Genomic DNA, 20,191 nt, shown 5'->3' with positions numbered 1-20,191 from the left:
AACTTCAAAAAGATTCTTGATTTTGGCATTGAGAGTATAAATCATGCGAATAATATCAATCATAAATCCAAGCACTTAATGGAGAATTTCTATGACGTCCCATCATCAATTGGCGGGTAAACATGCCCTTGTGACCGGGGCTTCGTCCGGCCTCGGTTGGCAATTTGCATTAACTTTAGCGCGGGCAGGCGCGAAAGTTTCGCTCGCGGCGCGAAGCATCGATAAATTGGAATCACTTGCCAAAGAAATTCAGGCCTTTGATGGCCGGGCTTTACCGGTTCAGATGGACGTTACGGATATCCAAAGTATTAATGCCGGTGTTATTGCTTCAGAGACAGAAATGGGACCCATCGATATTTTAGTCAACAATTCAGGTGTCAGCGCGCAATGTCCTTCCGAAAAAGTATCCGAAGAAGATTTTGACTTTGTTATGGATACCAATGCAAAAGGCGCTTTTTTTGTCGCACAAGCCGTCGCCAATAGTATGATAAAGCGCGGGGCCGGGGGCAAGATAATTAATATCGCCTCCGTTGCTGCCAATCGTGTACTTAAGCAGAATATCGCCTATTGCATGTCCAAAGCTGCGGTGAAACATATGACAAAGGCCCTCGCGGATGAATGGGGACGCTACAAGATACGCGTAAATTGTATTAATCCTGGTTATATCGTAACAGGATTAAACAGGGATTATTGGGAAACGGATTCCGGCAAACGACTGATAAGTAAGTTACCAGGACGACGGGTCGGAGAGCCGAATGAATTAGACGGAGCCTTGTTATTACTTGCGGGTTCTGGTTCGGACTTCATGAATGGATCCATTTTGGAAGTTGACGACGGCCTGACAGTTTCCGGGTTTTAAAAATTTCTAAGAAAGCCGAGACTAATGAAGCAAGGGAAAATAAACGGTATTATCGTCGGTGGCGGGCTAGTTGGCCTAACGGCAGCTCTTGCACTCCACCAAGAAGGTATCGCTGTTCAGGTATTCGAAAGCGTTGAAGAAATCAAACCCCTCGGCGTCGGCATTAACCTCCTGCCGCATTCTGTACTTAATCTGGCTAAATTGGGCCTGTTGGACGATTTAAGAAAAGTGGCGATAGAAACGTCTAGTCTTGCTTATTACAGCGCAGACGGAAAAACCATCTGGAAGGAACCCCGAGGATTGAACGCGGGATATGAAGTCCCGCAACTCTCCATTCATCGGGGCGATTTTCATATGATATTGCTTAAACACGTCCAACAACGTTTGGGTGTAAAAAGTGTAAAATCGGGGTACCATTTTACCGATTTATCGCAAACCAATAGAAATGTGACAGCTACCTTTGTTGATCGAAAAACTGGTGCTGAGAAAGACCGTGTAACTGCAGATTTCTTGATTGGTGCTGATGGGATTAATTCGACCGTTCGGCAGCATTACTATCCGACTGAAGGCGCTCCCAAATATTCAGGTCAGATGCTCTGGCGCGGCGTTACAGAAATGGATCCATTTCTAGATGGTCGGTCCATGTTCATGGCTGGGCATAATAATCTGAAATTGGTAGCTTATCCCATCAGAAAAGAAAGTGCGGATCGCGGAAAATCCTATATCAACTGGATTGCCGAACGTCGCATTCCATCAGATCTAGCAGAGCGGCAGGGTGATTGGAACGAAGAGGGTCTCTTAAATGAATTTCGCGGCGATTTCATCAATTGGAATTTAGGCTGGCTGGATATCAAGGCCTTATTCGAAAATGCAATGTCGATCCACAAGTTTCCAATGATTGATCGTGATCCCCTGCCGAAATGGAGTTTTGACCGAGCAACATTGATGGGGGATGCCGCCCACGCTATGTATCCCAATGGTTCAAACGGTGTGTCGCAAGGTGTATTAGATGCACTTACTTTTGCAGATATCTTGGCAACCCGGCTAGACATCATTGAGGCATTACAAGCATACGAAAAGGTTCGCTTGGAACCGACATCGAAAATTATATTGGCGAACCGACAGACAGGTCCGGAACAGGTTATGCAGATGGTTTACGAAAAATGCGAGGGGGAATGTGGTCAACAGCATACCTGCATTTCCCGAAATATATTGGAAGATATATCATTGAAATACAAGAAACTTGCGGGCTTCGATAGACAAAGCGTCAATTTATCGGCGTAACACTACATTCCGTGCTTATATATCCCAAGCTTTTGTACTTTTTCGCGGACTGGCTTCATTGCGACCGCCGTCTCAACTAAAAACTCCAGAGAATAATTCAAACGATCAGATAAACTTTTATCCAGATCTGTTGGTGTTTCCTCTACAAACAAATCTTTTACATGGCGTAATAAGACATGATCTGGCATCCACCACAAAAAATTATTTTTGTAGCCGCTCATGCGGAGCTCCGCTATGGGATAGGCACCCCCAAGGCCTGAACTGACACCAACCAAGAATCCAGGCTTATGTGCTAGTTCCCCATCATCGCACATGAGCAAAAAATTCTTTAAATGAGGTGGCGCCATGCCGGCCCATTCGGGCGAAATAACGATAAAACCCTCGCATTTTTTTAAACGGGTGGAATAAGGCTTCCACAGGTCAACCAAGTTGCTATCAGGTTGCCATTTCTCTTCCGTCCAAAGTGGTAGTTTCATTTCTTGAAGAGAAAAGATTTCGACAGACACTTCCGCTTGAAATTTACCTAATAGAGAATGGATATAGTTTGAAATTCTGCCCGACTGCGAATTTTCACGGTTGCTTCCTATTATAATTCCGATTTTTGTGGCAATCATTAAATTCTCCCAGCAGACGAAGCATTGAGACGGTTTTGTATTCGGTTATAGTAGCAACCAAGAAGATCGGACATTTCTTTCGAAATCAATGTAAAAATAACGAACAAGAAAAAACGAGGATGCTATGAGCAAAACAGATTTACCGATCCTGGAACAGCGCAGAATTGAAGCCAATATTATCAAACCGATTTTTGAGGAGATGGTTATTGTGCTCGGGATAGATAAAGCCAAAGATATTTTAGGAACCGCTATTCGAAAAAACGCAGTTGAACAAGGTAAGGCATATGCTGAAAGCCAGGATCAACCAACTTCATTATCGTCTTTTCATTCATTACTACCGCAATGGACAGCCGGCGGTGCGTTGGAAGTTGAGATGTTAAAAGAAACAAAAGAGGCAATTGACTACAATGTGACCAGATGCCGATATGCTGAAATGTACAAAGAAATGGGGCTGTCCGAAATTGGGCATCTATTGTCTTGTGGGCGGGATGGTACCTTTTGCAACGGTTATGATCCAAAGATTAATTTGGAACGCACCCAAACGATTATGCAGGGTGCCACTCATTGCGATTTTCGATACACAGTAAAAACAGAATAGGATCTCATTGAAAGACCTATAAAATATTTGATCCCGAGAAATCCTCTTTATCCGCATCCTTTTTCGCAAATTTGATTGCGGGTTTCATGGCCGCGGAACCAAATTGTACAGTTGCTTGAGCCCCTGCAGTACTTACGGTAGGCTGGTAACCTTGAAATCCGCCGAAAGATACACCCGTGCTCGCAACAGGTTCCGGTGTTTCACCCCTAAAACTTCTCAACAATTCATAATGATTCGGCAATTTCGATAGTATACGATTTTCATGGGCATCCGTTTCCGCCATTCTATGATCCCAATCCTGCTTAGCTATAAACCGTTCAGCCGGGTATTTGACGTCATCAAAATATCCTTTTGATCCTAAGACGAGAATGTAACTAGAATTTTCAAACAAAAAAGAACGATCAAAATCTGTTGTAACTGGCAAAGTATGTTTGAAATCATCGAGCCGGCTTTTTAAGCTGTCCGGTATGACCATTTCTTCACGTGCGACGCGCCAATACTCGCTATCCTGCCGATTGTTTGCACAGTAATGAAGGATGATAAAATCTCGAATATCTTCCATCATCCTTTCTGTATCGTCATTAAATCTTTTGGCCAGCCCGGGAGCGAAACTTTTGTCCGGAAAATTGACCAGAAGCAATTTTACAAAATTATCAATCATATAGATGGCCGTAGATTCCAAAGGTTCAATAAATCCGGCGGACAAACCTATGGCTATGCAGTTTTTCTCCCATGCACGCTCTAAACGGCCAACCCGGATTGGAATTGTTCTCGGCTCTGCATCTTTTCCATCGGCGCCAAGATGCGAGAGAAACTCTACAGTTGCTTCCTCATCCGTTCTAAAATGATTAGAAAAAACATATCCTGTTCCAATGCGATTATAGAGTGGCACTCGCCATACCCATCCGGCACCAAGAGCCGTCGACGTCGTACAAGGCTCTATGTTTTCTAGATCTCGATGTGGAATTTGGACAGCTAGTGCACGATTGTTCAAAAGATATTTACTGTAATCGTGAAAAGGGACCTTCAACACTTGATTAATAATTACACCGCGAAAGCCAGTGCAATCAATAACGAGCTCAACAGGTCGGCGACCTTGCCGTTGCAGTTGTAATGCCGAAATAAACCCGCGTTCATCTTGTTCAACATCGTCTACGTCATCTAGCACATGGTTGACACCACGCTCTATAGAAACCTCTTTCAAAAATCCCGCAAATTTTCCAGCATCTAAATGATAAGCATAATTTAGGTGCTTTTCGTAATCGCCATGTTCCAAGCCCTTCGGGCCGAGTTTTTTTTCAATCGCCGCGACGCAAACGGAAAAACACTGGTCGATATTTTCACGGCCCGGCGGGCCGCCATATTTATGAAAATGATAAGCTGGGTTTTGGCCTGCCAATTGTGAATCTGTTGTTTCGAAAGGATGATAAAAGGAGGTCGGGTTTCCGTTGGCATCATGATTCCAATTCGAAAAACGAACGCCAAGCTTAAAAGTCGTATTGCATCGTTTAAAAAAATCTTTTTCGGATATACCCAGGCTCGCCAATAGAGACACCATAGTTGGAACAGTGGCCTCGCCGACACCGATAGTCGGTACATTGGGAGATTCAATCAGCGTCACTTTTGTCGGCTTTTCCTCTGATCTTAAATTCATATATCGGACAAGGAATGCCGCAGTCAGCCAACCAGCTGTTCCGCCGCCAACAATTGTAATTTCGTCGATTTGCTCGCCCATAACAAATTTCCCGCATTTATTTTCGGTACACTGTTTTTTATTCTAGGATTATACAGTATTTCTGCAACGAAATGTTTTACAGAAAAAAATTCTCTTTCACTTCAATTTATCCGACTCAACATTTGCATTTGATAATTTTAATTCAACATTCGGCCAATTTTAGAAAATATACAATTACGAAAAGCACTATCCGCACGTTCTCCACCGAAGAAAGTCAGTAAAATTAGGGATGTCGATAATGCCACTTACCATGAACTAAGAATTAGGATAGCCTAATGACAATATTGACCTAAATTCCGACAGAAACTTTACAGAGAATAAAAATGCTTAAAAATCACTTTCTTTACTTTCCCCTTGCCGCAATCATGCTTTTATTCATCACAGCATGTGACGATCAGGCGGCGGCGAAGAAGAAAGAAGCGCCGTTAGTTGGCGTAACAACTCAGACGATATCAAAGAAAGAAACGACACAGAATATCTCATTTGTCGCCCGGGTTGAGGCAATTGATCGATTTGATGCCATTAGTCGGGTCGAGGGATTTATAACTGAAAAGAATTTCGTTGATGGTGAATTTGTCGAAGCAGGGACGAAGCTATTTCAGATCGAAACGGCACAATACCAAAATGATATTGATCGAATAAAGGCCGAAATTGAGGGTGCAAAAGGTACGCTTAAAGAAGCACAGCAAAATTTGGCCCGGGCAAATGAGCTTATCAAGCGCGGGAATATAAGTGAGGCGAAGCGGGATGAATACCTCGCAACAGCTACCAATGCGACCGCTAACATAAAGAAGTTACAGGCGGATCTCAGTCAGGCAGAACTGAACCTTTCCTATACGACGATTTCAACGCCAATACCTGGACGCATTGGTAAAACGGAAATTACGATTGGAAATCTTGTCAATTCCTCCAGCGGGTTATTGGCGCAAGTCTACCGTTTTGATCCTATTTACGTTTCCATCGCAGTGAGCGAAAAAGATTTGTTGGAATATAGGAAAACTCATACGGAAGGAAGTGCAGAACAGCTTGAAGTTAAGCTTCAGATGTCCGATGGCCAAGAATATGATCACACAGGAAAGCTCAACTTTATTGACAACAAAGTTGATGCCACGACCGATACCATTACTGTCCGGGCAACCTTTCCAAATCCAAGCAAAATATTATTTCCAAACCAATATGTGACTATGAATTGGGATACCCTTGAATCGGAAAAAGAATTATTGGTCCCGCAAATTGCTGTCCTTGAAAATCAGGCTGGGCGCTATGTTCTCGTCATTGGCCCCGAAGACATTGTGACGGTGAAAAATATCAAAATCGGACGAAAAGTTGGGGAAGACTTCACCGTCAAAAACGGACTTGAAGAGGGCGATAATGTGATAGTTGAGGGACTTCAAAAAGTGAGGCCCGGACAAAAAGTTGCCGTGACGCAAGCGCCTTCCACCGATACATCGAAGGATTAAGCCGTGTTTTCAGCCTTCTTTATCACCCGTCCAAAATTTGCATTTGTCATCTCCATTGTCCTAACCATTGTGGGTCTCATCGGCCTTAAAGCTTTGCCGATTGAGCAATTTCCGAACATTACGCCTCCTGTTGTGCAAGTTACAACCAGCTACCCCGGTGCCAATGCACAGGTCGTGGTTGATACCGTTGCCTCAGTTATTGAAAGAGAGGTAAATGGCGTAGACAACATGATTTATATGTCATCCACAAGTGACAATAACGGAGGGTATTCACTTACAGTAAGTTTTGAAATCGGTACTGACCCTGACATTAACACGGTGAATGTTCAAAACCGTGTCGCACAGGCTCTCTCCTCACTGCCGGAAGAAGTCACGAGGGAAGGCGTAGTAACTCAAAAGCAATCAACCAGTATGTTGCTGGTCGTCAATTTGGTCTCGCCGAAAGGGACCTATGACCGACTGTTTTTATCGAACTACGCAGCAATAAACGTTGAAGATCCATTAAAACGGACAAATGGCGTCGGAGATGTCAGTCAGTTTGGGCAACTGGATTATGGCATGCGCATTTGGCTGGACACCAATCGGTTGGTTGGCTTTGGCCTAACTGCAACAGATGTCGCCAATGCAATAAAAAACCAGAATATCCAGGCGTCTGCCGGCCAAATCGGTGCACCTCCCTTTGATGGACCGCAGCAACGGCAATATACTCTTGAAGCAAAAGGGCGTCTTAATACGGTCGAAGAATTTGGAAATATCATTGTTCGCGCCAATTTGAACGGCTCCACTGTGCGGGTAAAAGATGTTGCTAGAACAGAAATTTCAGCTCAATATTTTACCTCCACAGCATTAGTGGATGACGCACAACCGACAGCCATGATTGGTATTTACCAGTCTCCAGGGTCTAATGCGCTCGGAACGGCAGACGCGATTTACAAGGAAATGGATTTACTGGCTGAACGGTTCCCTGAAGATTTGGAATACCAGATCCTTTATGACACAACCGATTACGTGCGCGTTTCGATCAAGGAAGTTGTCGTAACATTGTTCCAAGCGCTTGCGCTTGTTGCGATTGTAACTTTCCTTTTCCTCGGAGATTGGCGGGCGGCTCTCATTCCTCTCATCGCAATACCTGTATCGCTCATAGGAACTTTTGCCTTCCTACTACTCTTTGGAATGACCATTAACACCATCACGCTGTTCGCACTAATTTTAGCGATTGGATTGGTTGTTGATGACGCTATTGTCGTTGTGGAAAATACACAGCGATTAATTGACGATGAAGACATGTCGCCACCGGATGCAACCCGTAAGGCCATGTTGCAAATCACGGGGCCGGTCGTTGCCACGACCCTTGTTTTACTTGCTGTGTTTGTACCAACGGGTTTTTTGCCCGGCATAACCGGTGTTCTGTATTTACAATTCGCAGTTACCATTTCTGTGGCCGTGCTCATTTCATCAATTAACGCCCTGACGTTAAGTCCCGCACTCTGTTCATTGCTTTTGAGAAAACGGCTGGGTCCACCTAAAGGCTTTATCGGCTGGTTTTTCAAGATCATCGATTATTGCCGTGAAAAATATGGCTCTCTAGTCTCCTTGATCGCGCGAAGGATTGTTTTAACCGTCGTCATCATGGGTCTTACACTTGCACTTGGTTACAAGCTCGGCACAAGCCTGCCCACGGGGTTTGTTCCATCCGAAGACCAAGGTGCCTTTATGGCGGATATACAACTACCTGCAGGTGCCTCCCTCAACCGGACGGAAGAGACGATGGAAGAGGTGCGGAAAATTATCCTGGACACACCTGGGGTAACCAACGTGCTTTATGTAAGTGGCTATAGTCTCCTTGCCGGCGCCAGCTCCAACGGCGCATTGGCCATTGGTATTCTTGAAGATTGGGATGAACGGGAAGGCGACGAGAAAAGCCTAAAAACCATCCTGACGTCAATCAATCAAAGGTTTGCCGCAATCCCAAGTGCAAATGCTGTGGCGTTTAACGTGCCGCCAATTCCTGGCCTCGGTACTTCTGGTGGCTTCGAAATGGAACTCCAAGACCTAGCAGCGAGGTCGCCGCAAGAGCTTCAATCGGCCCTGGGTGGGTTATTGATCGCCTCAAACCAAGATCCAAGCGTCTCTCGGGTGTTTAGTCGATACAATGCTAATTCGCCGCAACTCTTTATCGATGTAAATCGCGATAAAACGGAAGCCTTGGGTGTTCCAATATCTGAAGTCTTTATGACATTGCAGGCGAATTTGGGATCCCTTTATGTTAATGATTTCAATTTGTTCGGGCGTGTATATCGCGTAATGATTCAAGCTGAAGCTGCAGATCGAAGTGATATTGAGGATATTGACAAACTTTATGTTCGCTCAGATACAGGCAATATGGTCCCGATTACGTCCCTTATTAATGTAGAGCCAAGTGTAGGACCACCCTCTATAACTCGTTATAATCTTTATGCGTCCGCCAGTGTTAGTGGATCAAATGCGCCAGGATACAGTTCGGGGCAAGCCATTGAGACTATGGAAAAACTGGCATCGGAAACACTTCCTGATGGGTACGGTATTTCATGGACTGGAACAACATTTCAGGAAATTCAATCCGCTGGCCAAACCGCTTCGATTTTCGTGCTGGCAATCTTGTTCGTATACTTATTCCTCGTCGCACAGTATGAAAGCTGGTCAATACCGGCGCCGGTCATATTATCGGTTTCCGTCGCCATAGTAGGTGCTATGTTGGGCGCCACTGTTGTCGGATTGCCGCTGAATATCTATGCTCAGATCGGGTTGGTGTTGCTCATTGGTCTAGCCAGCAAAAATGCCATCCTGATTGTCGAATTTGCAAAAGAGCTTCGAGAAGACGGACATAGTATATTTGATGCAACGGTCGAAGCCTCAAAATTGCGTTTCCGTGCGGTGATGATGACTGCCTTCTCCTTTATCCTCGGCGTGTTACCATTGGTCTTTGCAACCGGCGCAGGGGCTGCAGGCCGTGTGTCACTAGGCGTGATCGTTTTTACCGGCATGTTGGCGGCGACTCTCATTGGTATCATCTATATCCCGATCCTTTACTATCTCTTTCAGACAATGCGTGAACGGGTGAAATCTATCGGTAGGAAATCACCTGATTTGCCTGAAGTGGAAGAAGGAAAATAGATTTTCTATCGTTCAATCACTAGTGAGCTTCACGTTGTTTCCATTGCCACTTGCTGCCAGTGGAGAACATAACTTTGTCAGCTATTATTTGAATACTTTCGGCAATCGGTTTTGGCACATTCTTTGGGATGCCCGTGTTAGTACAGGGCAGCTCAAAAAACGTCGAAAAGAAAACGCATGCAGCGAGATATGACCCTATTCTATTGGGGTGGATGTCATCGGAATAAAGCTCGATCCTGGGGTATTTGAGACGAAAGGTTTCCCAGACCTCACCGACAGGCGCTACATCGGCTTTGTTGCTTTTTGCCAGCCTAAGATATGTTTTATTCACCCTTTTTTGCATTCCGCCATAACTTTTTAGCTCAGATGATATGTGGGCATTTCCCGGATCGCCCTTTTTTCGGGCCATGGTCATATAGAAAACAACAATGGCGGTCGGGTTACTGCGCCGGGCCATTTCGACAAGTTTTGCCGCTGGTGGAAAAACATATTTTTTAAGCTGCTTTTCTCCAAAACCCGGATATTGGCTTTGCTCCTGCAGGACGATAAAATCCCAGGGCCTGTCCGCCATCTCTTCCATAACATGGTTGCTTTTGGCGTGTTGAATTAAACGATGGCCACCTGGAGTCACGGATTGATAGTTCATTTTTCGGCCGCCAGCGTCCGCGATTTCCGAAATCATCTTCGGGAGATCGTTTGCGTAGGTCAGGCTGTTACCAATAAACAGCACACGTGTTTCTTCTTCCAGTTCTGAAGAAGAAATGGTGTAAATAACATATGCAGCAATCAAGGCTACTATTGGGAGGAACAGGTATCTTGTCATCAGAGAAGATTACGCATCGCCTCTTGATAAATCGTAAATTTCCCGGTGAAATTTATAGATCTTGCTCCAGATACTAAAAATTGATATATGAAAAGTACCTGAGTTCAACTCCTCTCAGGTTTTGGAGATTTTATGTTAGAGATTGCGGTACGCCGCTAGTTCCAGCCAATAGGAACATTTAGAACAGAAGCAACGCCTGAGCTCTAGGCTTGGCGAAGCTTTTGTTATTTTCTCACGTAAAATCGAGTTAAACCATTGAATATATCAAAGTACGAGCAGCGTGTATTACACGCTCTTGCTCAAGGCGGCGCCATTTATCATGAAAGAACTGAAAATGGCAAAATACGCAAAATTATCTGTTTCACACGGGAGGGTCACATCTTGTCTGACTGTACGTTCGAAATTTTTAAACGTCTCAGAAAAAGACGTTTCATCCTTTCGAAAAATGGTCAGCCTTACCGCGCGTCGCGATTAGGAGTTACTTCTGTCCGCTCACAATTAGATAACCGGTAAGAGAAAACCTCAAATGATCAGAAAATATAAACCAGAGGACATCGATAACCTCATAGCGATCTGGCAAACGGCAAATGCCATTGCCCATCCGTTTTTGCTCGAAGCCTTTGTCGAAAGGGTCGAGAATGATATGCGGGCTTTGTATTTGCCAAATGCCGAAACCTGGATTTTGGAAGTTAACGGAATAGCCATTGGATTCGTAGCATTGATAGGAAACGAAGTCGGCGGCCTATTTCTTAATCCCGCCCATCATGGGCAAGGATTTGGTCGCGCATTAATCGACCATGCTTTTAGGTTGAAGGGTCCGCTAAAAGTTGAAGTATTTGAGAAAAATAAGATTGGCCGTCGATTTTATGACGGATATGGTTTTATTGAAACCGAACGTCATCTTCACGAGGCGTCTAGTGAAATTGTTTTAACTATGTGCAAAAATTGACAATGGGGCAGGGAGAATTTTCAGATTTTCCCTGCCGCCATAAAAGGACGGAAATTATTTTCGTTCAACGTTTGCGTAAAATGACAGTCAGGTTCCACAGCTCAAAAGTATATTTACCCAAATTCGTCTGATATAAATTATTCAGACGTCGATAGAACTCATCCGCGAGTTGATCTGATGTAAAATGATTGGCGGAACAAGATTCAAACAACTGCGTACGCAATGTTGAGTGAGCGAAGGCACGGATATATCCTGTATAGGCTTTGGCATACTCAACGGGGTTATCAATTAATTCGATGAAAAAATCAGTCGCATTTTCGGGAGCTGGTGCGACCCTGATTTCCTCAATTTCAAAGGCCTCTTTCAAGATCGGATCATTCTCCAGCGGTTCTCGCGCTTCCGTTTCTGTTAGGAACCAAAGTGCAAAGACAAATCCGTTGTAAGTATCTCTATCAATCATCCCATCTCCTACCATTGACGCCGCCACAACATTAAGTCCGCGATAAATGCCGCGACCAGAGGCCGCCGCTCCATTTACTTCCCGGTCATCGGGTATCGATCCCAATGTGGACACCAGTAAAAAACCGCCAGATCGTAATTCGTCAGCACGCATTGTCAGAAACCTAGTCCAATCAGATTTCGCTAAACGCCACATTTCCGATCTCGCGTCACCTAAAAGGTCGGCAAACCAAATCGTTTCGGGAGATTGAAGTTGCACGGCTTGGCTCAACCAATGACTTGCTGCGAAGCAAGTTCCAAGGGCAACAGACCCGAAAGGGGCCATTTGGGTATAAAAGGAGCCAATAGCGGCCTCTGTTCGAACAATATAGTTGTCGTTCCAGTAGCTCGACGATCCGGAAACAAGTCTAAATAGAGCGTTCCAGTCGTTTCCCGGTTGATCGGCATGACATACAACAATCGGTGTATCTGGATGTGCGGCACCGAACGCTGCCACCGCAGGGCGCACAGTTTCTATCGTACTTTTACCAGGGCCACATCCGTAGTCGACAATCCGCATTTCAGAACCGACATCACCAAGTCGCTCAACCAAACTTTGAAGACGGGATTGATGTTTTTGCACAAGCCGCTGTTGAGCGGACGAGTTTTCATTGTAGTCGATCATTCCCTCGGTCGATTTTTGCTTATTTAGAGGCACTTGAGGTCTCCCGTATCAACGATTACTAACGCAATGGCTTTAACCGAACTAATTTAAATACTAAACATAATCTAAACCGAAATTATAACCCTTGCCCTAGATCATAACATCACCACCATTTGGATTCATGGTTGCGCCAACATAATATGCACCCTCATCCGATGCCAATAAAACAGCGGGGGGGGCAATTTCACTTACTTGCCCGGCTCTTCCAATTGGTAACACACTAAATTTTCGTTTTTTCCATTCCTCAGGCAACTTTGCAAGCAGTTCCGTATCAATTGGTCCAGGGCATATTGCATTAGATGTTATGCCATATGCGGCAACCTCATAAGCAAGCGATTTAGTAAATCCAATGATGCCTGCCTTCGCAGCCGCATAATGAGCCATTTCGGCTGAACCTTTATGAGCAAGTTGCGATGATATATTTATAATACGGCCAAACTTTCTATCGATCATTGACTTTAATACAGCCCGAGTACATAAAAATGCGCCTCTTAGATTGGTGGATATCATTTCATCCCACATTTCAGTCGTCATATCGATGACGGAAGATGTGCTATTAATTCCGGCATTGTTTACTAGAATATCAATCTGTTTCAATTGAGCTGTCGCTGATTCTATTGCACTTATTACCTGTACTTCATCCTTAATATCAGCAAATACGGCTACCGAATTTACCCCATATTGCGTAAGTTCTTTGGATTTTTCGATCGCTTTCTCGTTTTGAAAATCCAGTATTGCGACATCTGCACCCTCTTTGGCAAATGCCGTCACAATTGCGCCACCAATACCCTGTGCGCCACCTGTAATCAGTGCCTTTTTGCCTTTCAAGCGTTGGGTCATTTATACCTCTTTTTCAAAATCTAAAAGTCTGTTTTACGTTGAATAACAGATTATATTGCTTACTCTTTTCCGAATACAATAGGTTTAGGATCTGATAGCGGCAATCCGACTCCATAGTTAGGAAATTTGTTCCAGGGAATTTGCTGAAGGGCGTCCCGTACTTATGCTTCCAATCGGATTGCTTGAACTCGCATTTGTTTTTTTGAAATGGTCAATTGTCAGGTGATTAAGGAAATTTTTGAGTTAGAAAAATTATAACCGCCCTTATAAAACAACAATCCAGTTGGCATATGAACATCTGAAAACAGTCAAGACCGTATATGTGCGTCGAACATGATCACCCATTATTTTTCGGGAGCTGGTGACGTCGTAGCACTTGGATTAGCTTTTCTGCGATCAAGCTGTATACGAAATAATTCCGCGATAAGTATGCCCAATGGGGCGGAAAGCCAGATACAGGTCAATATCGACGCAGATTCCCAATTTCTCATCAAAGGGCCAGTAACCAGGAGCATCGCTCGGAAAATCCAAAACGCACCCCACATGGATCCGACAAACCTGATCATCCAAATACGATGAGACGCAGCATCTCCTCTACGAATGGCAATCACACCCAACACAGCGCAGCCATAGACACAAAAAGACATAAACCAGAAACCGTAAACAGAGAGGTTTCCGCCATATTCGCTAACATTTCCATGTTGAGAAGCGAGCCATACAGCGGAAACGGTTGCCAACGTGAGACAAGTAAATGAAACGCGTCCCAGTAATTTATGCAGGGTCTTATGCTCTCCGGCACCTGTTCTCGCCAATTGAATATGCATCAGCACAAAGACAATGGAATTAAGTCCTAAATGAACGTATAAAAGCAAGTTGCGAAAATTCGATCCGTTAAGAAACCGGTCATGAAATGCAACCCCCCAAGATGGATGATTTACAAATCGATCGCCCCAAACCGTACAAGCGTTATCGGGGCAGGGGGCAAGCGCCGCGGCACCATCAGTCGCCGATAATCCCAAGTTGTCGAGAACATCATAAATGCCGATGAAGAAGGCAATTGCATCCGGCGCTCCTTCTATAAAGTAGCGTATATTAAGGATTAATAGCAGTGCTATTCCAACCCAAATAAAAGCGCCAAATGAACCCCGTCTCAGATCCCGTATTAAGATGACCGCCCAAGCAGCCAATGCCACATAGATTGCAATAACACCAAAGGGCAGGGCCATGTCATACTCCTGGCTAGTGTCGATAAGGTTTAAAACATTAAGATGTAAGGTATAGCCAAACCGATATTTAGACTACCCGCCATTTACACGACCATCCGAATCTGTGCGTGACAAATGCCCAATTTACCAAATGGACGAGCGTTATCGCCGCAATCGTCAATTCAGCGTATGACGAGCTAGAGCAAAATGGCTCTCACTTATTCGCTCAATCCTGGTACTTTTGAGGAAAAATGCCCACTGATCATGCACTTGGTCTCATTGAGATAAATTCTTGAACGGCCTAAGGCTTTGAGTCAATTCATCCCAGAGTGAAAGCCGAAAGCATGATAGACTTTCGCGAAAACTTATCCGGTTAAGAGTTTGCAACATGGGCAGATCATCGAGGCAAGAACGCAGACGGTAATTAGGGATGCGGCTACAGAGATGATGAATGTGGTGAATACCAATGTCTCCAGAAAACCAGCGTAACGGTTGAGGCAAATCATAATAACTGCTCGCCATTACGGACGCTTCGTGAAAGTCCCACTTCTGATCCTTGCTCCAATGCGTTTTTTCGAATTGATGCTGGACATAAAAAAGCCAAACCCCGGCAGTTGAGGACATTAGCACGATCGGCGCTTGAACCAACAATACATCGGTTAAGCCAAATCCGAAACTTAGGCTCGTCAATACAAGAACAATTGCAAGATTTGTGGCCATGACACCAATCAGCATCTTTGGTTGGTCCTTTAACAGATCCAACGGCAGACGGTATTTTATTACAAACAGGTAAATTGGGCCAATCCCCAGTATAGTCGCAGGATTACGGTATATACGGTAGGAAATTCGTTCCCAACGTGACAAAGCGAGATATTCCGTAACGGTGAGGAGTTTAATATCGCCGATGCCACGCTTCCGTAAATTGCCGCAAGTAGCATGATGGGTATTGTGAGTATACCGCCAGTATCCGTGAGGAGTGAGTGTAACAATACCAATAAGATTACCTAGCCAATCGTTTAGACGGCGTGAGTTAAAAAAAGAGTGATGGCCGCAATCGTGTTGGATAATGAATAGCCTGACGGTGAAGGCCGCCGCTGGCACTGACAATAAAAGGGTCAACCAATATGCGTCCCCAACTGTGGCAAACATGGCGATCCACAATGCCAATAAAGGGAGTATGGTTGTCAGCAATTGGAGAATGCTTTTCCGGTTTTCAGGGTTAACGTGCCGTCGAGCAATATTTGCCCACTGACGGGCCTCTGATCCCACGGTATTCTGCGGCATTGTCTGGCTGATCGAATTGCCTTCGGTCAGAGAAGTATCGGGAGTAATTTTCATGCGCATACTTCTATAGTAAAAGTAAGCTTTCACAAGTAATTTTGAGTGAAATTACCCTATCAGACAGACATACCCTTATAGATAGCGCCCAATCGCATCGACAAAACAGAAGTTTTCCGAAATTAAGCAAATGCCTTTTTCGAGGCTTAAGCCGCCATTTCACAAGCAAAAAAATTGCAGAACACTCTCCGGGCGGTGGTCAGAATTTAATACGATAGGCAATAAAATAGAATACCTGATGTTGCCTGCTCCGACAAATAGCTAGATACTTACGGTTCTCATGCCTGCGAAACTTTTGTAAGGGAGGTTACGGGCACCTAACCGTCTAAATCCTTGTTCACAGGATACTCAGTCTTAATTCCTGTTGTTAAACCATCCCAAAAAAGAGATTTAATGAATTGCCGGGCGTTCACTTTCACAATTTTCTGTCTACTATTTCCGCAGTATTGGGCGCATTAATCAATTATAAATTGAGATTCATTATAAAAGGATCATTATCGTAGCTGTAATTTAGGATTGTTGGGCTATCTAGAAAACAATAATACACGTTCGTACGTTAAGGGAATCTGACCTTTCCCAACAGCTTTGAGAGTCTAACGCAAATGAACATTAAAAACGGTTTGATATCGATTGGCGTTATAATTAGCCTGGCAATTATTGCTGGATATTTTGCGATGCAGTATTTATTCGGTCACATCCACCATTTTGGTAATACCGCAGGCAGTCCAGAAAAATTTGGCCTGACGAATATCGAAGTCGTTCAATTGATATCCGAAGATGGAGAAAAAATCACAGCTTGGATAAAACCGCCATCGGATGAGGCACCCGTCATTTTTGGGTTCTTGGGAAATGGTTCCTCAATTGGCCCTTCCGTACGCTCTTTCAAGCCATATTTGGATAAAGGGTACGGGCTCGCAGCATTAGCTTACAGAGGATCCAGTGGCGTGGGCGGTGACCCGTCTGAGCTGGCTATAGGTGCGGATGCTCGTGTGCTTTACGATCAGCTTGACTCGCTATTGAGTAAACCTATTCCCGCAAATCAACGCGTCGCATACGGCTACAGTTTCGGCACCGGCGTTGCTGTCACGCTTGCCGCAGAAAGAGAATTTTCCGGTGTCATATTAGTTGCGGCATATAGCAGGCTTTGTGATGTTATCACGGCGGAATTTAAAGGCATTCCCATGTGTTTGATTATGTATCGGGAACGCTACGACTCGATGCGGCAGATTGCAAAGATTAATGCGCCTCTTCTCATGCTGCATGGAGAGCAGGATAAATCTATTGATATTAGTTTTGGAAAGCTATTGTTCGAAACAGCAATTCAACCGAAACAATTCATTTCATATGAAAATGGGACACATCTCAATTTGCAATCCATGGGCATAAAAGACGACATTATGTCTTTTTTCAACTCGATCGCTGATGCAGACAATTCAAATCGTTGACCAACTGGTCATTCAGAACCTTTCCTTTTTCGTTGTCCGCACTTTAATTTCTTCGAAACCCTTTCTAAGGCAGCGACAAAAAGGAAAATGGGCGAGGTATCGTATTGAGGAAATTTAAGGGACAGATGCTCTTGTTTCATTGCAGATTGTTCGGCGGCAATATCCCAATATTTTTGAACTGCGGAATCTGGGAGGAACTTTAATTTTCCTCCCAGTTTAGCTAGTTAATTGTACATCCAGTTAGAACATTAGCTTGGCACCGATCACGGCATACCAGATGTCCGCGCTTTCTCCCTCCGCTTCAACAAAGTTTGCTGTCTGGCCAAACTTGCGTTCATACACAACCCCGACATACGGAGAGAAGATACGATCCCAGACGTCATAACTGAGCCTCATACCGGCCTCAACGCTGTTGACGCCGGAACCAACACCAATTTCCTCATCGCTTGAGAAGCCAATATCAACGGTCGCTGACGGAGTGAGGATCAAGTAATTGGTGAGAAGGACCTGGTACTCCACATCGAGATCGGCGGAGAGTTTTCCTTTCTCACTTAAATACAGCTGAGTATCTATTTCAAACCATTGAGGGGCGAGGCCGCTCAAACCGATGGCAGCATACCAACGTTCGGGCCCTTGTGGGCTTGTGTATCTGACGCCACCCTTGATATCCCAGAAATCAGAAACAGGTGTTTGCAGGGAAAGCTGATTAGAGAGGGTTTCAAACTTCTCGACATTTAGGTCAAACTCTCCATCTCCTTCCCAGCGAAGCTTAAGCTCGTCCGTTCCGACGAAAGCGTCGCCGTCAAAGGCAAAGATCTCTTCCCCGCCTTCACCGTATCGGTATTCAAACTCCTCCATTTGAAAGCCATAGAAAATATTGGCCGGTTCTTCGGCCTGGCTTGTGAGCGGCGTAAACAGAGCAAAAGCAACCAAGGCACTCGGAAAGTATTTTAATATTGGTGTCATTGTAATACTCCATCTTCAGTCGTGGGTATGCTTGCGGATTTCGGTCCTCCTTCGACCACGACTTTGCGGAACATACCCGCATCGGCGTGATAGGAGAGGTGGCAATGGAATGCCCACTGACCTTCGGCATCGACTTCGGTTTCTGAGTAAACAGTTGTGCCGGGCGCGACACTGATGGTGTGCTTGGCTGGATTCCATTTGCCGGCCCCGACATCCAGAATGCTCCACATGCCATGCAGATGCATGGGGTGGGTCATCATAGTTTCATTGACAAACTTAAATCGGACACGCTCTCCAAATTGTAACTTGATCGGTTCGGCATCTTCATATTTCACGCCATTGATTGACCAGATGTAACGCTCCATATTTCCGGTAAGACGTAATTCTATTTCCCTTGTAGCCTCCCGGTCTTCATAGATCGGTTTTTGCGCCTTTAAATCAGCGTAGGAAAGGAATTTTCCGCCGTTCGCTGCTGAGGGGGCAAGACCACTTCCACCGGCATAAAAGTCATCCTCATCCGATCCCATACCCTTCATATTGCCGTGATCCATACCTTTCATATTGGAGTGGTCCATACCCTTCATGCTCGACTGATCCATCTCTTTCATTGTCGATTGATCCATGCCCTTCATATTAGAGTGATCCATTCCAGCCATATTACCGTGATCCATCCCCATATCAGCCATGGTGAGAAGCGGCCGTTCGGTCATTTCCGGAATTTCCGCCACCATGCCCTCGCGAGGGGCCAGGGTACCTCTGGCATACGCCGTCCGACCCATACTCGCGCCAAAGATGGTATAGGCCTTGTCTTCCTTGGGCCTTACGATGACATCATAGGTTTCTGCGACGCCAATCCTGAGCTCATCAACTGTGACAGGCTGAACATGATTTCCATCCGACGCCACGACCGTCATCTTCAATCCCGGAATGCGAACATCGAAATAGGTCATGGCGGAGGAGTTGATAAATCGCAACCGAACCCGCTCTTTAGGCGTGAAAATACCCGTCCAGTTTTGCTCCGGTCCTTTGCCATTGATCAATGGCGTAAATCCCTGCACGTCCTCGATATCCGATGCCATCATCCGCATGCTGCCCCAGTCCATCCGGTCTGAAACCGTTGCATCAAACCCGTTTTTCTTCATGTCCGAGAAAAAATCACCCAATGTCTGTTGCTTGCGGTTGTAATAGTCAGCGGCCATCTTCAGGTTCCGCATAATGCGGTTTCCGGAGTGGGGGTGTTTGTCGGTAAACTGCACGACATAGTCCCGATCAAACCGGAAGGGTTCTTTCTTTTTTGGTTCAATGACAATTGATCCATAAGCACCATCCGGCTCCTGGAAACCTGAATGGCTGTGGAACCAGTATGTGCCGTGCTGATTGATTGGAAATTTATACGTGAAGGTTTCACCCGGCTTTATCCCGGGATAACTGATTTTCGGAACACCATCCATCTGGTAAGGCAGGATAAGTCCGTGCCAGTGAATAGAAGTTGTCTCATCAAGGTTATTTGTCACGTTTATCGTGACGTCTTCTCCTTCCGAGAACCGAAGAACCGGCCCGGGAGATTTGCCATTATAACCAATACCTTCTTTTGTGAAGTTACCGGTATCAATCAAAACTCTATCAACTGTTATGTCATATGTTCCGGCAAAGGTATGGGCCGGAATTAAAGTAATGCCAAGGCTGGCCATTAAGCCAATACGAAAGGCATGTATTAATGATTTTCTCATTTTTTACGTCCTTAGAAGAGGAGAAAAGAT

Annotated in this window: 17 protein-coding genes; 8 read left to right on the top strand and 9 right to left on the bottom strand. The window is 45.0% G+C overall.

Features of this window, described 5'->3' with window-relative positions:
* The first annotated feature begins 91 nt into the window (after positions 1-91).
* Both V7723_RS02600 and V7723_RS02595 read left to right on the top strand, forming a co-directional pair.
* Positions 92-859, top strand: coding sequence for an SDR family NAD(P)-dependent oxidoreductase (locus tag V7723_RS02600; protein WP_335682859.1), 768 nt, complete (start codon positions 92-94; stop codon positions 857-859).
* A 24-nt stretch (positions 860-883) separates the two neighbouring features.
* The gene (locus tag V7723_RS02595; RefSeq protein WP_335682858.1) at positions 884-2,143 is read left to right on the top strand and encodes a flavin-dependent oxidoreductase; all 1,260 of its coding nucleotides are present in this window, start codon (positions 884-886) and stop codon (positions 2,141-2,143) included.
* 2 nt (positions 2,144-2,145) lie between these two features.
* On the opposite strand, the gene V7723_RS02590 is transcribed toward V7723_RS02595, so the two are convergent.
* Positions 2,146-2,757, bottom strand: coding sequence for an NADPH-dependent FMN reductase (locus V7723_RS02590; RefSeq protein ID WP_335682857.1), 612 nt, complete (start codon positions 2,755-2,757; stop codon positions 2,146-2,148).
* Between the two features lie 124 nt (positions 2,758-2,881).
* Here V7723_RS02590 and V7723_RS02585 point away from each other — a divergent pair, with 124 nt between their 5' ends.
* Positions 2,882-3,355: an L-2-amino-thiazoline-4-carboxylic acid hydrolase gene (locus V7723_RS02585; protein ID WP_335682856.1), complete on the top strand. Its 474-nt coding sequence runs from the start codon at positions 2,882-2,884 to the stop codon at positions 3,353-3,355.
* Between the two features lie 16 nt (positions 3,356-3,371).
* Here the strand turns inward: V7723_RS02585 and V7723_RS02580 are convergent, their stop codons facing one another.
* Positions 3,372-5,090: a tryptophan halogenase family protein gene (locus V7723_RS02580; protein ID WP_335682855.1), complete on the bottom strand. Its 1,719-nt coding sequence runs from the start codon at positions 5,088-5,090 to the stop codon at positions 3,372-3,374.
* A gap of 323 nt (positions 5,091-5,413) precedes the next feature.
* Between V7723_RS02580 and V7723_RS02575 the strand changes: the two genes are divergently transcribed.
* Together V7723_RS02575 and V7723_RS02570 are read left to right on the top strand one after the other, a co-directional pair.
* The gene (locus V7723_RS02575; RefSeq protein WP_335682854.1) at positions 5,414-6,550 is read left to right on the top strand and encodes an efflux RND transporter periplasmic adaptor subunit; all 1,137 of its coding nucleotides are present in this window, start codon (positions 5,414-5,416) and stop codon (positions 6,548-6,550) included.
* Positions 6,551-6,553: 3 nt separating this feature from the next.
* Positions 6,554-9,703, top strand: coding sequence for an efflux RND transporter permease subunit (locus tag V7723_RS02570; protein WP_335682853.1), 3,150 nt, complete (start codon positions 6,554-6,556; stop codon positions 9,701-9,703).
* Positions 9,704-9,722: 19 nt separating this feature from the next.
* Here V7723_RS02570 and V7723_RS02565 read toward each other — a convergent pair whose 3' ends face one another.
* Positions 9,723-10,493, bottom strand: a complete 771-nt coding sequence (locus tag V7723_RS02565) for a DUF4886 domain-containing protein (protein ID WP_335682852.1) — start codon at positions 10,491-10,493, stop codon at positions 9,723-9,725.
* Positions 10,494-10,781: 288 nt separating this feature from the next.
* Between V7723_RS02565 and V7723_RS19740 the strand changes: the two genes are divergently transcribed.
* Together V7723_RS19740 and V7723_RS02560 are read left to right on the top strand one after the other, a co-directional pair.
* The gene (locus tag V7723_RS19740) at positions 10,782-11,039 is read left to right on the top strand and encodes a YjhX family toxin (RefSeq protein ID WP_443024162.1); all 258 of its coding nucleotides are present in this window, start codon (positions 10,782-10,784) and stop codon (positions 11,037-11,039) included.
* A 13-nt stretch (positions 11,040-11,052) separates the two neighbouring features.
* Positions 11,053-11,475 (top strand): GNAT family N-acetyltransferase, encoded by a 423-nt coding sequence (locus tag V7723_RS02560; protein ID WP_335682851.1) that lies wholly within the window; start codon positions 11,053-11,055, stop codon positions 11,473-11,475.
* Between the two features lie 64 nt (positions 11,476-11,539).
* Here V7723_RS02560 and V7723_RS02555 read toward each other — a convergent pair whose 3' ends face one another.
* From V7723_RS02555 to V7723_RS02540, 4 genes are all read right to left on the bottom strand, one after another.
* A complete protein-coding gene (locus V7723_RS02555) occupies positions 11,540-12,631 on the bottom strand; it encodes a hypothetical protein (protein ID WP_335682850.1) in 1,092 nt (363 codons plus the stop codon).
* Between the two features lie 96 nt (positions 12,632-12,727).
* A complete protein-coding gene (locus V7723_RS02550) occupies positions 12,728-13,477 on the bottom strand; it encodes an SDR family NAD(P)-dependent oxidoreductase (protein ID WP_335682849.1) in 750 nt (249 codons plus the stop codon).
* A 344-nt stretch (positions 13,478-13,821) separates the two neighbouring features.
* Positions 13,822-14,703 carry a DUF2306 domain-containing protein gene (locus V7723_RS02545; RefSeq protein ID WP_335682848.1) on the bottom strand — a complete coding sequence of 294 codons (882 nt, stop codon included), beginning with the start codon at positions 14,701-14,703 and terminating at the stop codon, positions 13,822-13,824.
* 255 nt (positions 14,704-14,958) lie between these two features.
* A complete protein-coding gene (locus tag V7723_RS02540; RefSeq protein WP_335682847.1) occupies positions 14,959-16,020 on the bottom strand; it encodes a fatty acid desaturase in 1,062 nt (353 codons plus the stop codon).
* A 602-nt stretch (positions 16,021-16,622) separates the two neighbouring features.
* Here V7723_RS02540 and V7723_RS02535 point away from each other — a divergent pair.
* A complete protein-coding gene (locus V7723_RS02535) occupies positions 16,623-17,465 on the top strand; it encodes an alpha/beta hydrolase (RefSeq protein ID WP_335682846.1) in 843 nt (280 codons plus the stop codon).
* A gap of 240 nt (positions 17,466-17,705) precedes the next feature.
* Here the strand turns inward: V7723_RS02535 and V7723_RS02530 are convergent, their stop codons facing one another.
* Together V7723_RS02530 and V7723_RS02525 are read right to left on the bottom strand one after the other, a co-directional pair.
* Positions 17,706-18,431 carry a copper resistance protein B gene (locus V7723_RS02530; RefSeq protein ID WP_335682845.1) on the bottom strand — a complete coding sequence of 242 codons (726 nt, stop codon included), beginning with the start codon at positions 18,429-18,431 and terminating at the stop codon, positions 17,706-17,708.
* On the bottom strand, positions 18,428-20,161 hold the full coding sequence (locus V7723_RS02525; RefSeq protein ID WP_335682844.1) for a copper resistance system multicopper oxidase: 1,734 nt from the start codon (positions 20,159-20,161) through the stop codon (positions 18,428-18,430). Before V7723_RS02525 ends, V7723_RS02530 begins: the two co-directional genes overlap by 4 nt.
* Positions 20,162-20,191: the final 30 nt, after the last annotated feature.

It is taken from the genome of Sneathiella sp., from assembly GCF_036960985.1.
Lineage (GTDB): Bacteria > Pseudomonadota > Alphaproteobacteria > Sneathiellales > Sneathiellaceae > Sneathiella.
This window is presented reverse-complemented; position numbering and strand designations above follow the sequence as displayed.